Below are 17,744 nucleotides of genomic sequence, written 5' to 3'. Positions count from 1 at the left end.
AGAGACGACGCTTACAGCGCATCACAGTTGACCGGGAGCGATACACGTTCGAATAGTCTGTCATGACCGAAGCCCTCCTCATCCGCATTACCTGCCCCTCAAAGGATGTCGCCCAGAAGATCGCCGACGCCTCCGTCGAGCAGCGTCTGGCCGCCTGCGCAAATATCGAAGGCCCCGTCACCTCGACCTACCTCTGGAAAGGGGTCGTGGAGCAGGCGTTCGAGCACGTGCTGTGGCTGAAATCGGTTGCGCCCTGCTGGAAAGCGCTGGAAACCCTCGTCACCGAGATTCACCCCTATGATGTCCCGGCCATGGTCGCGATGCCGTGCACGCACGTGCTTGGCTCCTATGCCGATTGGCTGGATGAGAATACGAAGGCGCCTGCAGAGTAATGCCGACACAGAGAATTACCGACCGGTTCGACAAGGTTCGTGCCGAAAACCGGGCTGCGCTCGTCACCTATATCATGGCTGGCGATCCGGACCTGGAGACCAGCTATCAGGCGCTGTGTGCCCTGCGCGACAATGGCGCGGATATTATCGAACTGGGCGCGCCCTTCACGGATCCGATGGCCGACGGCCCGGCCATCCAGCGCGCCGGGCAGCGAAGCCTCAAGGCCGGTACGAAACTGAGCGACGTACTCGCCCTTGCCAAACGCTTCCGCGCGGATGACGAGGACACTCCGCTTATCCTGATGGGCTATGCGAATCCGGTCTTCCATATGGGGTATGAAGCGTTTGCCGAATCAGCTGCGGCTGCTGGCATAGACGGGACAATTCTGGTCGATCTGCCCCCGGAAGAGGATCTTGAGCTGCGTCAGGCCTATGAAAAATATGGGCTTTCCGTCATCCGGCTCGCCACGCCGACAACGACCGACAAGCGTATCGCCAAGGTTGCTGAAGGCGCGTCCGGCTTCTTGTATTATGTGGCTGTCGCTGGTGTAACGGGTACAGGATCAGCCGATCCCGAAGACATCCGCGAAGGCGTGGAGCGGGCTCGCAAGGTCTCCGGCCTGCCGGTTTGCGTCGGCTTTGGCGTCCGGACCGGGGAACAGGCGGCTGCGATGGCACGTATATCTGATGGGGTTGTGGTCGGGTCCGCTTTCGTGGATCATGTGCGCTTGGCTCTTGAGTCAGGTGACACCGGCAATATAGCCGGGCGGATGGGGGAGCTGGCCAGGGAGTTGTCGACGGCGCTCAAAGGGTAGCGCCGCAGAACCTATTGGACCAGTCAGGGAGTCCGAAAACGAGATGAATTGGCTCACGAATTTCCGTACACCGGGGCTCAAGACCTTTCTGTCCCCGAAGAAGGACACGCCGGATAATCTCTGGGTGAAGTGCCCAAAGAGCGGCGAACTTGTCTATCGCTCCGATCTTGAAGAGAGCTGGTATGTGACACCGGCTGGCGCGCATCTCAGGATTTCGCCGCGCCGCCGCTTCCGCATCTTCTTCGATGATGAGCGTTGGGAGCCGATCCCGCTGCCGCCGGTGACGCAGGACCCGCTCAAATTCAAGGACGACAAGGCCTATCCGTCCCGTCTGAAAGCCGCCAAGGCCAAGATCGCAGGTCGTGAAAAGGAAGAGAGCCCGGAAGGCTCCCCACCTATCGCCCAGGATGACTGCATGGCCGCAGCTTTTGGCCGGGTGAACGGCAAGCCGGCTGTGATCCTCGTCCAGGACTTTGCCTTCATGGGCGGCTCGCTCGGCATGGCGGCTGGCGAAGCCTTCATTGCAGCGGCCCAGATGGCTGTCGCTCGCAAGGCCGCTTTCGTCGTCTGCACCGCTTCGGGCGGGGCGCGGATGCAGGAAGGCACCCTGTCGTTGATGCAGATGCCGCGTACGACGCTGGCGATTTCCGAGGTCCGCGATGCCGGGCTTCCTTACCTCGTTGTGCTGACGGACCCGACCTCGGGTGGCGTTTCGGCGTCCTATGCCATGCTGGGCGACGTTCATATCGCCGAACCGGGCGCCATGATCGCCTTTTCCGGCCCCCGCGTCATTGAGCAGACGATCCGCGAAAAATTGCCCGAGGGCTTCCAGCGCTCTGAATTCCTTCGCGAAAAGGGCCAGGTCGATATTGTCTGCGACCGCCGCGAACTGAAGGACACGCTGGGCCGGCTGCTGGCGCACCTGCTGCCGAAACGGGCTTCCGACAAGTCCGCCATTGGGCCAGTCAAAGCCCCGTCAGCTGACGTTCCCGCGCCGAAGAAAGAGAAGGCCAAGAAGGCTTGATCGACACCCAGCTCGCCGTCGAGACGGCGCTGAAGCGGTTTGAGAAGTACAATCCGTCCGACCGGATTCTTGCGCTCGACCGCCTGCTCGTCGTTCTCGAGACCCTTGGCAATCCGCATCTCAGGCTCCCCCCCGTCATCCACGTCGCCGGGACGAATGGAAAAGGCTCTGTCGTGGCCTTCATCCGGGCGATGGCAGAAGCGGCTGGGCTGAAAGTCCACACCTCCACATCCCCCCACCTCGTTCGTTTCAATGAGCGGATCCGGCTGGCGGGTGAGCTGATCACGAATGACTATCTCGTCACATGTCTGGAGCGGGTCGAAAAGGCGCTTCTCGGCACCCGCGAGATAACCCATTTCGAAGCGGCGCAGGCGGCCTCTTTCCTCGCCTTTTCCGAAACCCCGGCCGACCTCCTCATCCTCGAGGTCGGGCTTGGCGGGCGGTTCGATGCTTCGAATGTCATTACAGAATCCGCCTGTTCCGTCTTCACGCCGATCGACCTCGACCACCAGCAATTCCTCGGCAATACAATTACCAGGATCGCGACCGACAAGGCCGGGATCCTGAAGCCGGGCTGCCCGGTGGTTTCTGCGATCCAGGGCCCTGAAGCCGATGCTGCCCTGAGAGCCGAGGCTGCGCGCGTCGGCGCCGAAATCGACTTTGTGACGCCGGAGGAAATTGCCGCCGTCTTCCCACCGCTGGGACTGGCCGGGGCGCACCAGTTCGCGAATGCGGCGCTTGCGGCGAAGGCGCTGAAAACCGCCAGGATACAGGGCATTACCGACAAGGCGATCCTGTCGGGCACAGCCACTGCCCACTGGCCGGCGCGGATGCAGCGCCTCTCGGATGGGCCAGTCACGAAGCTCGCCAATGACATGCCCGTCTGGCTCGATGGCGGGCACAATCCGCATGCCGGACGCGCGCTTGCCGAGGTCCTGAACGCGCTCGACACCGAGGAGCCGGCCAAGCGGACGATGCTGGTTTCGGCCATGCTCGCCAACAAGGATGCGGCGGGGTTTTTCGCCGCCCTTAACCGGCCCGGCCTGACCGTCTTCACCTGCCCGATTGCCAATAACGCCAACAGTTTCAGCGCGGAGGCGCTGGCCGAAGCGGCGCGAGCCTCTGGCGCGGGCGCCTCCCCGCATGAAAGCTTCGAGGCGGCAATGGCGGCGGCTGTTGAGGCCGGCGCAGAGCGGATCCTGATCTGCGGCTCGCTCTATCTCGCGGGCAAGGTGCTGGCGATTAATGAGGAGCTGCCACGCTAGGCAAAAACCTGCACCGCCACCCGCAGACCGGGCCCGATCTGCGGCAAACACCCAATTGCCCCCCACCTACGCAGTTTCCCGCATACGGCGCCGCCCGCCCATCCTCTAGAATACCCCCTCGCAATCATCGACGTGAGGAGGCGCGCTGACATGGCGATTGAGACCATTCCCCCGAAAGATATCTGTATCCTTGTAACCGGTGGCGCGCGCGGGATTGGCGCGGCGACGGCGCGATTGCTGGCCGAAGGCGGCGCCCAGGTGATGATCGCCGATGTGCTGGATGATGAGGGCGAGGCGCTTGCCGAGTCGCTGGGCGATCGGGTGGTTTACCGCCATCTCGACGTCACGCGGGAGGCGGACTGGCGCGCCGCCGTGGACGAGGCCGTGAAGCGGTTCGGACGGCTCAATGCCGTGTTCAACAATGCCGGGATCCTCGCCGTTGCCGGCGTCGAGGACTGTGCGCCCGATGAGTTTCGTAAGGTGATCGACGTCAATCTGTTTAGCGTGTTTCTCGGCCTGCATGTTGCCGCGCCCGCAATGCGCAAGAGCGGCGGCGGGGTGATCGTGAACACCTCGTCGACGGCGGGCCTGCAGGGGTATGGCTCGCTGGCGGCCTATGTCTCCAGCAAGTGGGGCGTGCGCGGACTGACCAAGGCGGCTGCGCTCGATCTCGCCGGTGAGGGGATCCGGGTCGTCTCGGTGCATCCCGGGCCGGTGGCGACGCCAATGACGAAAGACTTCAGCGATGAGACGGTCGCCAACCAGCCAATGCCGCGCTTCGGCGAGCCGGAAGAGGTCGCGCGGATGGTGCGGTTCATCGTGTCGGAAGCGACCTTCTCCACGGGCAGCGAATTCACCGTCGATGGCGGTGCCGTGACGGGGCAGGTGCTCCCGCTGCACGACTAGGCGACTTATGCGTTCTTGATCGTAAGCCCGCCATCCACGGGGATATGCACGCCATTCAGGAAGCTCGCGGCCGGCAGCACGACTGACAGCGTCATGTTGGCGACCTCTTCAGGGATGCCGTAACGGCGCAGCGGGACGCGGCGCTTGGCGTAGATGGTCTTGTGCTCTTCCGGGATGCCGGCGGTGATGCCGGTGCGGATCGGGCCTGGGCAGATGCAGTTGACGGTGATGTCGATGTCCTCGTCGCGGCCAAGGTCGCAGGCGAGCCCGCGGGTCAGGCCGATCACGCCATGCTTGGCGGCGACGTAAGGGGAGTTGCCGGGCGTTGCGCCGACACCTTCGGTCGAGGCGACATTGACGATGCGGCCGAACTTCGCCTTACGCATATAGGGCAGGGCGGCGCGGATGGCGCGCTGGTGGCTGGTCAGCATCACGTTGATGCTCGGGGCCCAGGCGTCCTCATAGCTTTCCTCGGCGACGTCGGCCGGGATGGCGAAGCCGGCATTGTTGACCAGGATTTCCAGCCCGCCGAAATGCTCGGCTGCTTCCTTGACGACGCGCTTGATCGCGTCCGGATCGCCGACATCCATGGCCCAGCCCTTCACATGGTCGATCCCGGCGGCCTTGATCTCGTCGACCACCTTGTCGACCGCCTCCTGCTTGAGGTCGGTGACGGCGACATTGGCGCCCTCATGCGCGAAGAGGTGAGCGGTCGCCCGGCCCATGCCGGAGGCGGCGCCGGTGATGAGCGCGGTCTTGCCTTTGATCGAGCGGGAAAGGGGCTGGTACGGCTCCATGGGGGTCTCCTCCGGTGTGTTTTTTCTCTGGGGGCAGGAGTAGGCGCGGGGGCGGGGGGCGTCCATGGGTGACGCAAAGAAAAGCCCGCCGCGGCGGGGCCGGGCGGGCTTTCTGGTCTGGTTGGTCAGTCGCGGTTTACGCGCTTTCCTTGATCCATTCAGCGATGCGCTGCTTCGACATTGCGCCGAGATGGGTGGCGGCGACCTTGCCGTCCTTGAAGATCATCAGTGTCGGCAGGCCGCGCACGCCGAATTTCGAGGCGGCGACGGGGTTCTCGTCGACATTGATCTTGGCGACTTTCACCTTGCCGGCCATCTCTTCCGCAACGGCTTCGAGGTGCGGCGACATCTGCTTGCAGGGCCCGCACCATTCGGCCCAGAAGTCCACCACAACCGGCATGTCGCCGGCGATGGCGGTGTCGAAATCATCATCGGTAATGTGTTCGGCGGCCATGTGAGCCTCCTTTTGTCCTGTTGTGCCCTATAGATAGGAAGTGAGGGGATTCTTCAAAGGCCGCCAGCTAAACGGTCGCGTGAGCTTTGTAAAAGGCTGTCGGTGAGTTCGAACAGGACCGGGCCGTCAGTGTAGAGCAGGGCAGGGCGCACGCTGCGGCCCGGGAAGGCGGCTTCGAGCACGGCCTGGTAAGCCGCCATCTGCAACAGGTAAGCTGGTTCGACGGCCTCGGCGCTTTCCGGCGCGGGGCGGTCTGTCTTGTAGTCGACCAGCAGGATGCGTGTGTCTGTGATGACGAGCCGGTCGACCCGGCCATTGATGATGAGGGTCTCACCGCCCGACTGCAGTTTGCCGACAATGGAGGCTTCCGCCCGCCCGCCGGGGGCGAACACCTCGGCAAAGCCCGGTTCGGCGAGAGTCGCCATGGTCACGCTGAGGATTTCGGCGCGGTCTTCCGGAGCGAGGTCTGTATGGCGCTCCAGCCAGGCGCGGGCGGCGGCCTCACGGCCGGTTTCGGGCAGTTCCGGCAAGTATTGCAGCAGGGCGTGGATGAGCTGGCCGCGCTTCAGAGCTGCGGCGCGCGCCTTGCCGAAAGGCTTGGTGACAGGGGCGGTATCGTTGAGCAGGCGCGAGGGGGCCGTGACGCGGGGCGCGGTGTCGATGCGGGTGACCGGCGCGGTTGCCCATGACGGCGCTTCCAGCGGGCCACCGGTTGACCGCGCGTCTTTCGCCACGGGAAGGGCGGCCTCGCCATAGGTCAGTACGTCGTCTGACTCCTCAGTGCCGGTCAGCTCAAGCATGGCGGTGCGGCAGAGGTCGTACCAGCTGCCGTCGCTGTAGCCCTTGCCCTTCCTGTTGCCGGAAAAGGCGCCGGCGATGATCAGCCGGTCCTCGGCGCGCGTCAGCGCAACATAGAGCAGCCGCCGGCTCTCGCGCTGCTGAGCCGTCGCGCGCGCCTCCCGCAGCCGGGCGACAATCGGCGGGTCGTCGGCCTTTTTCGGGCTGTAGACGGGGATGTCACCATCGATGAGGAAGAGGCTGGAGGTGTCGGCTTTCTCCGCGCCGGTCGTATCCGGCAGGATGACGATGGGGGCCTGGAGGCCCTTTGCGCCGTGTACGGTCATTACCCGGATTTCGCCATCGGCTTCGGCGAGGTCACGCTTCAGCTCGCTTGCATCGCCTTCGATCTCGGCAAGGAAGGTCTGCAGGCTGGCGGCCTCGCCCATGGCATGGCCAAGCGCGCGGTCGAGCAGGGCGTTCACCGGATCGCGTGCCGGTTCACCGAGGCGCTGGATCAGCCGGTCCCAGCCCGACAGGCCATCGCCGTGGCGGGTGACGAGCGCGCGGGTGAAGAGGTCGAAGGCCGGCAGGTGGCGGTTTGCCAGAAGGTCCTCGCAGAACGCTTTCGCGTCGGCAAAGCGTGGCTCGGTCGCCGCCTTGAGCCGGTCCCACAGCCGCTCTCCCTCCTTGCGGTCATGCGCAAGCACGAAGAGTTCCTTGTCGTCGTCAATCAGCCCGCAGAACGGGCCGCGCAGGATTTCCGCCAGCGTCAGGTCATCGCCCGGCATCAGGACGAAGCGGATGAGGTTAAGGCAGTCCTGCACGCCAATATGGTCGAGCAGGACCAGCCGGTCCGCGCCCGCCACGGGCAGCCGTTCAGCCTTCAGCGCCTTGATCAGGGCCTCGAACAGAGGGCCGCGCTTTCGCACCAGGATCAGCACATCCTCGGGCCGGGCAGGCCGCCGCTCGCCCTTCTCCCAGACCGGCTCACCGGTCTCGATGATGCGCTTGATCTCATCGGCGATGTTTTTTGCCAGCCGGTTCTTCGGCGAGCTTTCGGAGACATGGTCGAGCGGCGCGTCCCACGGGTCGGACTCCTCTCCCTCCGTATGCGGTTCGATGGGCCACAAGTCGACCCGGCCCGGCTGTTCGGCGCGGCGGGCGACATGGCGCAGCTCGTCGGCTTCGTCCGGCGGGCTTTCCGAGAACGGATCACCACCGAAACTGTCGCGGTTGAAGACCGTATCGACAAAGGCCAGCACTTCCGGCGACGACCGGAAGGACATGGTCATATCCGGCAGGTTCGCCTGTCCCTGCAGCGCTTCCTCGGCTTCGGCAAAGCGGCGCTTCTCGGCGAGGAACTGGTCCGGGTCGGCACCCTGGAAAGAGTAGATGGACTGCTTCTTGTCACCGACGGTGAACTGCGTGCGCGGATCGGCGATCCGTTCGGCGCCTTTGCCCGCGCGGAATTCGGCGACGAGCGCGTTGATGATGTCCCATTGCGGGGGGCTTGTATCCTGCGCTTCGTCGAGCAGGATATGCGTCAGCCCGCCATCAAGCTTGTAGAGCACCCATTCGGCCAGGCCGCCGGAATTGAGCAGGGCACGCGTACGCTGGATCAGGTCGTCGAAATCGAGCGCGGCGCGCTGTGCCTTGCCGGACCGGAAGGCTGACAGCACCGGCAGGCCGACATCGACCAGCGCAGCCGTGCGCTCATAGGCCCGGCGCGCAATCATCTGCGTCAGCAGCCCGCGAAAGCGAGAGACTTCGCTGCCTTCGCCATCCTTCATCTGGAAAGCGTCAGCAAGCCCTGGCACCTCCTTGGCCGCTCCGGCCGTATACGGATTGCTGGCCCGGAAGGCCCCGGCCCCTGTCAGAAAGATGGACTGCCAGGCCGCCCAGCGGTCGGCCACAGGCGCATTTGACAGGATGACAATCAGGTTTTCCAGCAGCTTCGCGTCGCTCGCCCCGGCCTTGGTCAGATCACCGAGACCGCGCGCGAGCCCGGCGAGCATTTCGCGATCAAGGCCGTCCCCGACGGCGCGATCCATGATGTCATCGACGGTCTCGTCAGGCGCCTCAAGCCGGTCCTTGATCACGGCTTTCAGGGAGTCTCCCTCCAGGCCTGTCAGCGCACTGCGGGCGCCGCGCAGGCTGGAGAGCGGCGCGGCCGCGCCAAATCCGCCGCCCGCTTCTGAAATAAGCGCCAGCGCGTCGAGGCGGTGTTCGGCGGCGTGCAGCACCTGGTCTGCCAGACTCTCGCTCCAGAGATCGTCAGCCTCGCGGTCCTCCATCTCGGCAAAGCCCGGTGAGACGTCGGCCTCAAGCGGGAAGCGGCGAAGGATGCGGGAACAGAAAGCGTGGATCGTCTCGATCCGCAGGCCACCCGGCGTCTCCAGCGCGCGGGCGAACAGGGCACGCGCCGCCTGCAGGTCATCGTGGCTGTAGCTCTCTTCCGGGCGGCGTTCCAGCTTGGCGAGTTCGCCAGCAAGCTGCGCATCTTCCATGACCGACCAGCTGCCGAGCCTGTCGAACAGGCGGCTCAACATCTCATTGGCTGCGGCCTTGGTGTAGGTGATGCAGAGGATGGTGTCGGGGGCGGCGCCTTCGCGGCCATCCTCGCGGCGCAGCAGCAGGCGTGCGACGCGGTCGATCAGAACCTTGGTCTTGCCGGAGCCGGCATGGGCCTCCACCCAGGCCGAGCGTTCGGGCTGGGCCGCCAGCGCCTGCGCATCGATGGCGCGCTGGAAGGCTGTGTCCGGATCAGTCATCGCCATCCTCCGAGGCCCATTCATCGCGCCGGGCAAGGCGGGCATAGTCGGAGCCGTACTTCGCCCATTTCGGACGCGGCATGCTGACATAGGGATGGTCCGGGTCGGCGAATTTTCCGATCAGCTTGAGGAAGCCCTCGCGCGTTTCCGCGATAATCTCTTCAATCGGCTTTTCCGGCATGTCCTTGCGGACATGATCACCAATATTGCGGACCGCGAACTGTGTCCCGAACCGGACATAGGTCAGTGCACTGACAGATGCGGCTTTCACCCCCTTCTCGGCAAACCCGCCTTCGGCGGCGATGATGGCCTGCAGCGGCATTTGCGGGTTGAGACCGGTGCGCACCTCGCCTTCGCCGGGCGGGGCACCGGACTTGAAGTCCAGAATGGCGAGCGTGCCGTCCTGATGCTTTTCCACGCGGTCAGCGGTCGCGGTCAGCTTGAAGGTCTCGCCGCCCAGCGGGAAGTCATGTGCGCCCTTGATCTCCGTATGGGGACGCCCCGCGAGAAGATGGAGGCGCTCCTTTCGCCAGGCGATATATTCCTCAGCGGTCTTGCGCCGTGAGGCGACAGCGCCAAGGATGATTTCCTCGGCTTCGCCAGCGGCACGCAATTCGGCTTCCAGCATGGTGACAAGGCTGTCGGCGGATTTCTCGACACCGTCCTCCTCGAACTTTTCCAGTGCGGCATGGATGGCCGTGCCGCGCGGCCGGGCATCGACGGCCATGTCGAGCGTGTCCAGCTTCGTCAGTCCAAGGATGTACTGGGCATAGATGCCATACGGGTCGCGCTGCAGCGTCTCGATGCGGGTCACCGAAAGGCGTTTCGGGCGAAATTCGACCGGCGGTGTGGGGCGCGGTTCGGCGGTGAAGTTTTCCAGTGGCCTTGGATGCCGGAGCGCATTAAGCCAGATGCGGGGGTCGCGGTCTGGCGCCGGGCCGAGGGCTTTGGCCGCGCCCGCCTCACCGAGTGCGCCGCGTGCCAGCGTGTTCAGCCGCCACAGCCAGCGCGAACTGATCGCCGGAGCGTCGTCGCGGCGCTTGGCTGAAAGAAGTGTGACATTGGGCGCCGACGCCAGCTGCGCGAAATCATGCGCCGACAGGCCGATACGTTCGTCCGGATCATTCAGGCCGATCTCGGCGCGGAAGGCGCGCGGCAGGAAGGCATCGGCGGGCGGCTGGGCCGGCCAGACGCCTTCATTGAGGCCGGCGAGGATGAGGTGGTCGGCGGTCTGGAGACGCGCTTCCAGCGGCCCCCAGATATTGAGGCGCGGATGGTCGGCGCCCTCCTCCCGGACCAGTTCGGTGGCGCAGTAGGCCTTGAAGAGCTCCGTCCAGATCTCCGGTGCGGCGGCTTCCATGCTGAGCGTGACATCCGCGAAGTCGCGCATGGCGGAAGACAGTTTTGCACCGTCCGGCCCGGCCCATGGAAGCGGTGTTGCGCCGAGGCTGCCCATCAGCTCGCTGACGGCTTCGAGGAAAGCGAGCCCGGCCAGCGGCGCCTCGGTATCGGCAAGGCCGGCAGCCTCAAAGCGCGACCGTAGATCGCTCGTCAGTCGCAGCGCCGCATCGGCGTGCCGGAATTTGAGCCCTGACCGCCGGGCATTCTCTTCATCGCCCGCCATACTTTCGATATGGGCGTCCAGCGTGTCCCAGTCGGTCCAGCGGCGCGCCCCGCGCAGGAAGAAACGTTCGAAACTCGCAAGGTCGTGCTCGAAGTCGACCTGGGCATGTTTCAGCACGGCCAGCATCGCGACGGGATGGGTCGGATCGGCGACCCAATCCATGACCAAGGCAGCAAGGCTCCCGGCGGCTGTCTGCAGCAGAGGCACGCCGCCGGATGGGGCGACGTCGACATGCCATTGTTTCAGGAGCGCGGAGACGCGCCGCGCCAGTCCGGCATCGGGCGTGACGAGGGCGGCAGTCTTCTTCTCGGTCTCCAGCGTTTCGCGCAACAGCAGCGCGGCACACCACGCCTCGTCGCTCTCGTCATTCGCCTCGATCATGGTCATGCCCGAGAAGCCGTCGCGGGCGAAATCGGCGCGGTCGCGGGTGCCGGACAGGGTGTCGAGGCGCTCGAGCCAGCCAGAGGTATCGGCCGCGGGGGCAAGGGCTTCGTGGACAAGCGCGCGGCGGGCGTCTGCCATCGTATCGCTCTTGATGTCTGGCCAGGTGGCGACCTCGTGCGGCGCGAGGCCGAGGGTGCGCAGTGTCCGGGCGATGGTGAACTGCGGATGGTTGGCGCTCTGCTCGATCCGGTTCCAGGCGCGCGGCTCCACATCGCGGTCGAGACCCGGCAGGACGATCAGGCTGCGGGGAAGCTGCATGGCCGCTTTCATCAGGACGCGGCCGGAGGGGTCGGCACCGGTAGAGCCTGCGATGATGATGTCGCCCTTGGGCGGCGTGGCGAGCCAGGTCTCCGCGGTAGCTTCGGCGGCCGCGAGCCGGCGGGCATACGGGTCCATCTGGACGTTGCGCTCAAGGTCTTCGGGCCACTGGGTGGTGATGATCTCGAGGAAGTCGAGGGATTGCTGCCAGTGCGCGGCGAGCTGGCGGTCCTTGACCAGCGATTCCAGTTTCGACCAGTCGACCTCGCCGGATAGCGCAGCCTGGTCGAGCAGGCGGGCGAGTTCCTTTGCCGCGGCCAGCGCGGAGGCGGGCGGGATGGAGCGGCCCTGCGCATCGTAGAAGGCCTTCACGAGAACCGAGAGACGGCCGAGCCGGGCAGCCGGTGACACCGCCGGAGGCAGGTCGGCGAGCGCGGATTCCGCCCCCGGAGGCGGTTCATCGGTCTCGAGATCACCGAGCGGGCGGATGTCCGGCATCAGGATGGGTGTGCCGCCAGCCGCTTCGAACAGAGCAAGCGCCAGCGCGCGGGCCGAGCGGCGGTTGGGGATGTAGATCAGGTCATCGGCAAGTGCATCGGCGTTTGCGGCCAGATCCTTGCCGGCGGCCAGCGTCTCGGCAAGCGCCTTGAGGAAGTTCGCGCCGGGCGGGATGGTCCAGACCTTCGGCGCGCCGTCCGCGAACAGCTTGGTCACGCGTTCGCTCCGTGCGACCACATCCACATGTTCGCATCCTTCAACGCCTGCGGGTCGCCGACATGCAGCCAGAAACGGTCAAGCGGCAGGCCGTGCATCCGGCCCTTCGGCAGGAGGTCGCTCCAGATACGGAAGGCGGAGAAGGGTTCGGTGTCATACGCGGCGTACAGGGCCGGCTTGACGATCCGCAGGCCCGCATAGGCCCAGGGCGCCTCGTCGGCCTCGCCGCGATGGGCAATGGTGCCGTCCCCGGCGCGGAAGAAATCGCCCGCCCCGCCAAAACCAAGCGTGCGGTGCTTGTCGGCGAGCAGCAGGATCTCGTCCATCTTCGCTGGGTCGTAGGCGTCCGCGAGGTCTTTCAGGGGTTCGGCATCATTGGGTGCCCAGAAGGCATCGGTATTGACGACGAAGACCGGATCGTCACCGAGCAGCGGTGCGGCCTTTGCCAGCGCGCCACCGGTTTCCAGCACCGCGTCGCGCTCATCGGAGAAGAGCACCTCGACGCCGTCATAGGCCCTGGCATGCGCCTCGACCTGATCGGCGCACCAGTGCGTGTTGACCACGAGGCGTTTCACGCCGGCCTCGATCAGCGGCGTGACCTGCCAGTCCATCAACCGCTTGCCCGCCACCTCGATCAGCGGCTTGGCCGTCTTGTCCGTGAGCGGCCGCATGCGGGTGCCGAGCCCGGCAGCGAGGATCATGGCGGTGTCGGGAACGCTGGCCATCAGGCCTCCTCGAAGATGAAGGGTGCGGTGTCGCGCACGAAAGCGGCCATACCGGCGGCTGCCGGGTGCTGGAGGTTCCGGGCGAGCAGCGTCTTCTGGCGCGGCAGGAAGAGGCCGTAGCGGTCCTTGCCGTCGCGCGCGATCAGGCGGGAAAAGATGCCGGCGATGCGCAGCGCATTGAGCGCCCCGATGACGGCAAGGCGTTCCTGCAGGCCTTCCTCGCTCTTGCCGGACTTGTCGAGATAGGTGCGGATGGCGGCGGTCTGCGCCTCAGGCGTCACGACCCGGCGGGCATCCTGCACCAGCATCGCCATATCCCAGGCATCCCAGCCGATAACGGCATCCTGGAAATCCAGGAGGCCGATCCGGGCGCGGTCCTCGCGTTCGGGCAGCCAGATCAGGTTCTCGGCATGGTAGTCGCGCAGCGTCAGGTCGCGCGGAAAGCTCCGGGCCTGATCGATCAGGACGTCACGTTCCGCCTCCCAGCGGGCGCGTGCGGCGTCGGTCATCTTCATGCGCATGTCGAGGACAGGCAGCCAGTCAGCGAAGAGGTCTGCGTTTACCCGCAGGGCGAGGTCATCGAAGGCGAGCAGCGGCCATTCGCGGCCCAGGCCTTCAAGGATGACCGGGCGCTCCTGCGCATGCAGGTCGGCAAGCGCTGCGCCTGCGGCGGTGTAGAGCGTCACCTCGTCTGCGCCCTGTTCGATCAGCCGGGCGAATTCCTTGAGCGTGCCGAAATCCTCGATCACGGCAAGGCCGAGATCGGGATCACCGGCCAGGATTTCCGGCGCGCTGAACCCATGGCTGCGCAACCAGCCGCCAATCGCCGCAAACGCCTCAACGCGCGATGCGGCCAGACGAGACTGCTTGTTCCAGCCGCCAGACAGGCGTTCGGCATCCGTCATGGCAGGTGTGCACGGTTCGTCCTCGACGAGCGGGGCATCCATGAGGAGCGCGGTTTCGCCGGATGGGCGCGTCAGCCTTCCATAGCGGCGTGTCGAGGCATCCTGGCCGAGCCAGGCAAGGCGCGCTTCGCCCCAGCCTTCCCGTGCAAGGAAGGTCTCGATCTCAAGCAACCGATTCGCGTCAAAACCCATGAAGGCGAGCCTGCCAGTCTTCGCCATGCGCTTCCAGCCTTGCTGTGCGCCCGCGGTCGGTTTGCTCCAGTGTCAGATCGAGGCGCCATTGCGGAAGGTGGGCCCCGGCCTTGTCCGGCCATTCGATAAGAGCCAGCCCGTCCATCGTTTCATCCCAGCCAAGCTCCCTGACCTCGTCGGGATGATCGAGCCGGTAAAGGTCGAAATGGAAGACGGGCAGGCCGGGCGTCTCATAGGTCTGGACGAGGGTGTAGGTCGGGCTCGGCACGTCTGTTTCTGCACCGTTCAGCGTGGATATGAGGGCGCGGGCAAAGGTTGTCTTGCCGGCGCCCAGTCCGCCCTTGAGCGCGATCACGTCGCCGGGCTTCAGGTGCGGCGCCAGCCGGCGAGCGAGCCGTGCGGTTGCGGCTTCATCGGGCAGGAACAGCTCAACCATGCTCATCAGAGGGTATCCAGCGTTTCCGAGATCGCGCTCATCAGAGCGTCGTGCGGTTCGCAGCCGACAGACAGGCGCACATACCCTTCGGCCACATCATCGCCCCAGCGAGCGCGGCGTTCGCCGCTCGTCTGGACACCGCCAAAGCTGGTCGCGGCGAAGATGGCGGGGCATTCGGAGATGAAGCGCTCGGCGATCGCCTTGTCGGCAAAGCTCAGCCCGATGACGAAGCCCGGCTGGGCCATCTGTTTCGTTGCCGTGGCATAGGAGGGATCGTCAGCAAGGCCGGGAAAGCGAACGGCCTGCACGGCGGGATGCGTGTAGAACAGATTGGCCAGCGCCATCGCATTCGCGCACATCCGCTCCAGCCGGACCTCCAGCGTCATCAGTCCGCGATAGGCGAGATAGGCTTCGGCCGGGCCGGGCGTGGAGCCCGACAGCTTGCGCCATTGGCGTACCCGTTCGATGAGATCGCCATTGCGCGCGGAGACATGGCCGAAAAGGACATCGGAATGCCCGGCCAGGGCCTTGGTATCGGAAGAAACCGTCAGGTCGGCGCCGAGATCGAGGGTCGGCTGGAGCAGGGGGGTCGCGGTCGTATTGTCGACGCAGACAAGCCCGCCAGCGGCGTGCGTGCGCTCCGCGATCGCGGCGATGTCGCAGGTGTCGAGGCCCGGATTGGAGGGGGTCTCCAGCCAGACGAGGTCATAAGCCGACACGTCATGGCGATCCATGTCGGCCGTGGCCACCTCGGTCACCTCGATGTCGTGCTGGCGGAAGAACTCATCCATCAGGACGCGCACGGTGTAATAGCCGTCAGAGGGCAGCAGGACTTTCGCCTTTGGTTTCAGGGCGGCCATGATGGCGGCGGTCACCGCGGCCATGCCGGACGGGAAGCACACGGTTTCGGCGTCTTCCAGCGCACCGATGGCGGCTTCCACGCTCTGCCAGGTGGGATTGTCGAAGCGGCCATAGGGGAAGGCATGCTCGGGATCGCCAGGCAGGGCGTACTTCGCGGCGTTGACGATGGGCGGTGTCAGGCTTTCGCCGCGCGTCAGCTTCGCGGCGCGGGCATGAAGCATCTCCATCATCCGCCTGTTGCGAGCTTCGATATCCTTGCGCATGTCCCACCTTCTTCCTCTGCAGATCCGGCCTGACCGGCAATAACGCGGCGAAGGTGTTCCGACAAAAGGAAATCGGCAGGCAAGGCGTGCCGATTGCAGGCCCCTGCGGTTTAGGGTATGTACCCTAGAAAAGATCAGAACAATAAATCGGGAGGAACAAGAATGCCGGATACGATCCAGATTGACGACGATGTGCTGTCGCGGAACCTCAGCGGACCGATCGACAAGGTCGATCCCAGCGAAGCGGCGCTGTTCGAGAACAATGTCCATCACGAGGTGTTCAGGCGCCTGCGGCGCGAAGACCCCGTTCACTACCTGCCCGACAGCCCGTTCGGGCCCTACTGGTCGATCACCCGGTTCAAGGACATCGTCACCGTCGATTCCAACCACAAAGTCTTTTCGTCCCAGCCGAGCATCGTCATCGGCGATCCGAGCGACGATTTCCAGCCGCCCATGTTCATCGCGATGGACCAGCCCAAGCATGACGTCCAGCGCCGTGCCGCCCAGCCGGCCGTGGCCCCGACGCAGCTGTCGGACCTGGAAGCGCTGATCCGGCAGCGCGTCTGCAATATCCTCGACTCGCTGCCCGTGGGCGAGGAATTCAACTGGGTCGACAAGGTCTCGATCGAACTGACGACGCAGATGCTGGCGACGCTGTTCGACTTCCCCTTCGAGGACCGCCACAAGCTGCCTTTCTGGTCTGACGTCGCCACGACGTCCGATGCCGTGGGCGTGGCCGGCGTCGACATGGAATGGCGGATGAAGCACCTGACCGAATGCCTGGAATACTTCTCGCGCCTCTGGGTCGAGCGGGCCGGGCAACCGCAGAAGTTCGATTTCATCTCGCTGCTCGCCCACAATGATGAAACAAAGCACATGATCGACGACCCGATGGAGCTGCTCGGCAATCTCATGCTGTTGATCGTTGGCGGCAATGACACGACCCGCAATTCCATTTCCGGAGGGGTGTATTTCCTGAACAAGAACCCTGAGGAATACGCCAAACTGAAAGCCGATCCCTCGCTGATCCCGAACATGGTCTCCGAGGTCATCCGCTACCAGACGCCGCTGGCGCATATGCGCCGCATCGCCCTGGAGGATTTCGAGATCGGCGGGAAGACCATCCGCAAGGGCGACAAGGTCGTGATGTGGTACTGTTCCGGCAATCGCGACGAGGAGGTAATCGAGGATCCGGACGCGTTCCGTATCGACCGCGAGCGGGCCCGCCACCACGTCTCCTTCGGGTTCGGTATCCATCGCTGCATGGGCAACCGTGTCGCCGAGATGCAGCTGCGTATCCTCTGGGAAGAGATCATGAACCGGTTCGACCGGGTCGAGGTCACCGGCGAGCCGACGCGTGTCAGTTCGAATTTCGTGACCGGCTATACAGACCTGCCGGTCAGGTTGCACGCCAAGACCTGATGGCGGTCCGCACGCGCGACAGGATTGTCGATACGGCGCGGCGGCTGTTCAACCGGCTGCACTATGCCAATGTCACAACGGCGATGCTGGCCGAAGCGGTCGGCATCTCCGAAGGCAATCTCTGGTACCATTTCAAGACCAAGCGCGACCTGCTCGAGGCGATCACGGAAGATTTCCTCGAGCGCGCGGATATGCGGCTCTCCCTGATGCCGGATGCCGGGGACGTGCTTGGATCCTATGTCCACTATCTCGACGTCCTGGCGGCCGAGCTGCGCGACTTCCGCTTCATGTACCGCGACCAGGTCGACTATGGCGCACACAGTGACGCGCTCGAAGCGCAGCTGCCGGAGATCTATACCCGGTCGGTAGAGAATTTATCCGCCTACTTCCGAGCCATGCAGGATGCCGGACTGCTCGACATGCCGGATGAAGAGGTTCACGACCTCGCTGTGAATGCGATCATCATCCTCCGTTACCAGCTCGAATACCTGCGCGAGTCCGGACAGGCGGATACCGAAGGATCCGGCGCGGTTTCACGCGGTATCCGGCAGCATTTGACCTTGTTCTCCCATCGGCTTACTCCCGCTGCGAATACAGAGCTGCAGGGACGTATTGGCGCACTTGCCAAGCATGGCTTGAAAAATCGTGACGCCTGCGTCATGAAAGACTGAAAAGAGCGGGAGGAAAACGGGGTTT

15 protein-coding genes are annotated in these 17,744 nt (G+C 64.8%); 7 read left to right on the top strand and 8 right to left on the bottom strand.

Translation table 11 applies throughout. The features are described 5' to 3' along the window. Window positions 1-62: 62 nt before the first annotated feature. The 5 genes from cutA to Q1K29_RS03370 all read left to right on the top strand — a co-directional run bounded on the left by cutA (window position 63) and on the right by Q1K29_RS03370 (window position 4,402). Window positions 63-392, top strand: a complete 330-nt coding sequence (gene cutA / locus Q1K29_RS03390) for a divalent-cation tolerance protein CutA (protein ID WP_300391542.1) — start codon at window positions 63-65, stop codon at window positions 390-392. Beyond that, the gene (trpA, locus tag Q1K29_RS03385; RefSeq protein WP_300391541.1) at window positions 392-1,207 is read left to right on the top strand and encodes a tryptophan synthase subunit alpha; all 816 of its coding nucleotides are present in this window, start codon (window positions 392-394) and stop codon (window positions 1,205-1,207) included. Before cutA ends, trpA begins: the two co-directional genes overlap by 1 nt. Window positions 1,208-1,250: 43 nt before the next feature. Then, window positions 1,251-2,231, top strand: coding sequence for an acetyl-CoA carboxylase carboxyltransferase subunit beta (locus Q1K29_RS03380; RefSeq protein WP_300391540.1), 981 nt, complete (start codon window positions 1,251-1,253; stop codon window positions 2,229-2,231). Next, complete coding sequence (locus Q1K29_RS03375) at window positions 2,228-3,496, top strand: Mur ligase family protein (protein WP_300391539.1); 1,269 nt, start codon at window positions 2,228-2,230, stop codon at window positions 3,494-3,496. The genes Q1K29_RS03380 and Q1K29_RS03375 overlap by 4 nt, the downstream gene beginning before the upstream one ends. Window positions 3,497-3,646: 150 nt before the next feature. Beyond that, the gene (locus Q1K29_RS03370) at window positions 3,647-4,402 is read left to right on the top strand and encodes an SDR family oxidoreductase (protein WP_300391538.1); all 756 of its coding nucleotides are present in this window, start codon (window positions 3,647-3,649) and stop codon (window positions 4,400-4,402) included. Window positions 4,403-4,407: 5 nt separating this feature from the next. Here Q1K29_RS03370 and Q1K29_RS03365 read toward each other — a convergent pair whose 3' ends face one another. The 8 genes from Q1K29_RS03365 to Q1K29_RS03330 all read right to left on the bottom strand — a co-directional run bounded on the left by Q1K29_RS03365 (window position 4,408) and on the right by Q1K29_RS03330 (window position 15,626). After that, entirely contained in the window at window positions 4,408-5,199 is a 792-nt protein-coding gene (locus tag Q1K29_RS03365; protein ID WP_300391537.1) for an SDR family NAD(P)-dependent oxidoreductase, read from the bottom strand. Between the two features lie 136 nt (window positions 5,200-5,335). Further along, on the bottom strand, window positions 5,336-5,653 hold the full coding sequence (gene trxA, locus Q1K29_RS03360; RefSeq protein ID WP_300391536.1) for a thioredoxin: 318 nt from the start codon (window positions 5,651-5,653) through the stop codon (window positions 5,336-5,338). A gap of 53 nt (window positions 5,654-5,706) precedes the next feature. Beyond that, window positions 5,707-9,204 (bottom strand): double-strand break repair helicase AddA, encoded by a 3,498-nt coding sequence (gene addA / locus Q1K29_RS03355; RefSeq protein WP_300391535.1) that lies wholly within the window; start codon window positions 9,202-9,204, stop codon window positions 5,707-5,709. Beyond that, a complete protein-coding gene (addB, locus tag Q1K29_RS03350; RefSeq protein WP_300391534.1) occupies window positions 9,197-12,244 on the bottom strand; it encodes a double-strand break repair protein AddB in 3,048 nt (1,015 codons plus the stop codon). The genes addA and addB overlap by 8 nt, the downstream gene beginning before the upstream one ends. Next, window positions 12,241-12,969, bottom strand: a complete 729-nt coding sequence (locus Q1K29_RS03345; RefSeq protein WP_300391533.1) for a nucleotidyltransferase family protein — start codon at window positions 12,967-12,969, stop codon at window positions 12,241-12,243. Before Q1K29_RS03345 ends, addB begins: the two co-directional genes overlap by 4 nt. Next, entirely contained in the window at window positions 12,969-14,093 is a 1,125-nt protein-coding gene (locus tag Q1K29_RS03340) for a phosphotransferase (RefSeq protein WP_300391532.1), read from the bottom strand. The genes Q1K29_RS03345 and Q1K29_RS03340 overlap by 1 nt, the downstream gene beginning before the upstream one ends. Further along, entirely contained in the window at window positions 14,056-14,508 is a 453-nt protein-coding gene (gene tsaE / locus Q1K29_RS03335; RefSeq protein WP_300391531.1) for a tRNA (adenosine(37)-N6)-threonylcarbamoyltransferase complex ATPase subunit type 1 TsaE, read from the bottom strand. The genes Q1K29_RS03340 and tsaE overlap by 38 nt, the downstream gene beginning before the upstream one ends. Then, the gene (locus tag Q1K29_RS03330) at window positions 14,508-15,626 is read right to left on the bottom strand and encodes a cystathionine gamma-lyase (RefSeq protein ID WP_300391530.1); all 1,119 of its coding nucleotides are present in this window, start codon (window positions 15,624-15,626) and stop codon (window positions 14,508-14,510) included. Before Q1K29_RS03330 ends, tsaE begins: the two co-directional genes overlap by 1 nt. A 162-nt stretch (window positions 15,627-15,788) precedes the next feature. On the opposite strand from Q1K29_RS03330, the gene Q1K29_RS03325 reads away from it, so the two are divergent. Together Q1K29_RS03325 and Q1K29_RS03320 are read left to right on the top strand one after the other, a co-directional pair. After that, window positions 15,789-17,048, top strand: coding sequence for a cytochrome P450 (locus Q1K29_RS03325; RefSeq protein ID WP_300391529.1), 1,260 nt, complete (start codon window positions 15,789-15,791; stop codon window positions 17,046-17,048). Beyond that, entirely contained in the window at window positions 17,048-17,719 is a 672-nt protein-coding gene (locus tag Q1K29_RS03320; protein WP_300391528.1) for a TetR/AcrR family transcriptional regulator, read from the top strand. The genes Q1K29_RS03325 and Q1K29_RS03320 overlap by 1 nt, the downstream gene beginning before the upstream one ends. Window positions 17,720-17,744 lie beyond the last annotated feature (25 nt).

This window comes from Henriciella sp. (assembly GCF_029937755.1).
Taxonomy (GTDB): Bacteria; Pseudomonadota; Alphaproteobacteria; order Caulobacterales; family Hyphomonadaceae; genus Henriciella.
The sequence above is the reverse complement of the archived record's forward strand: the minus strand, read 5'-3'. Positions and strand labels throughout refer to the sequence as shown.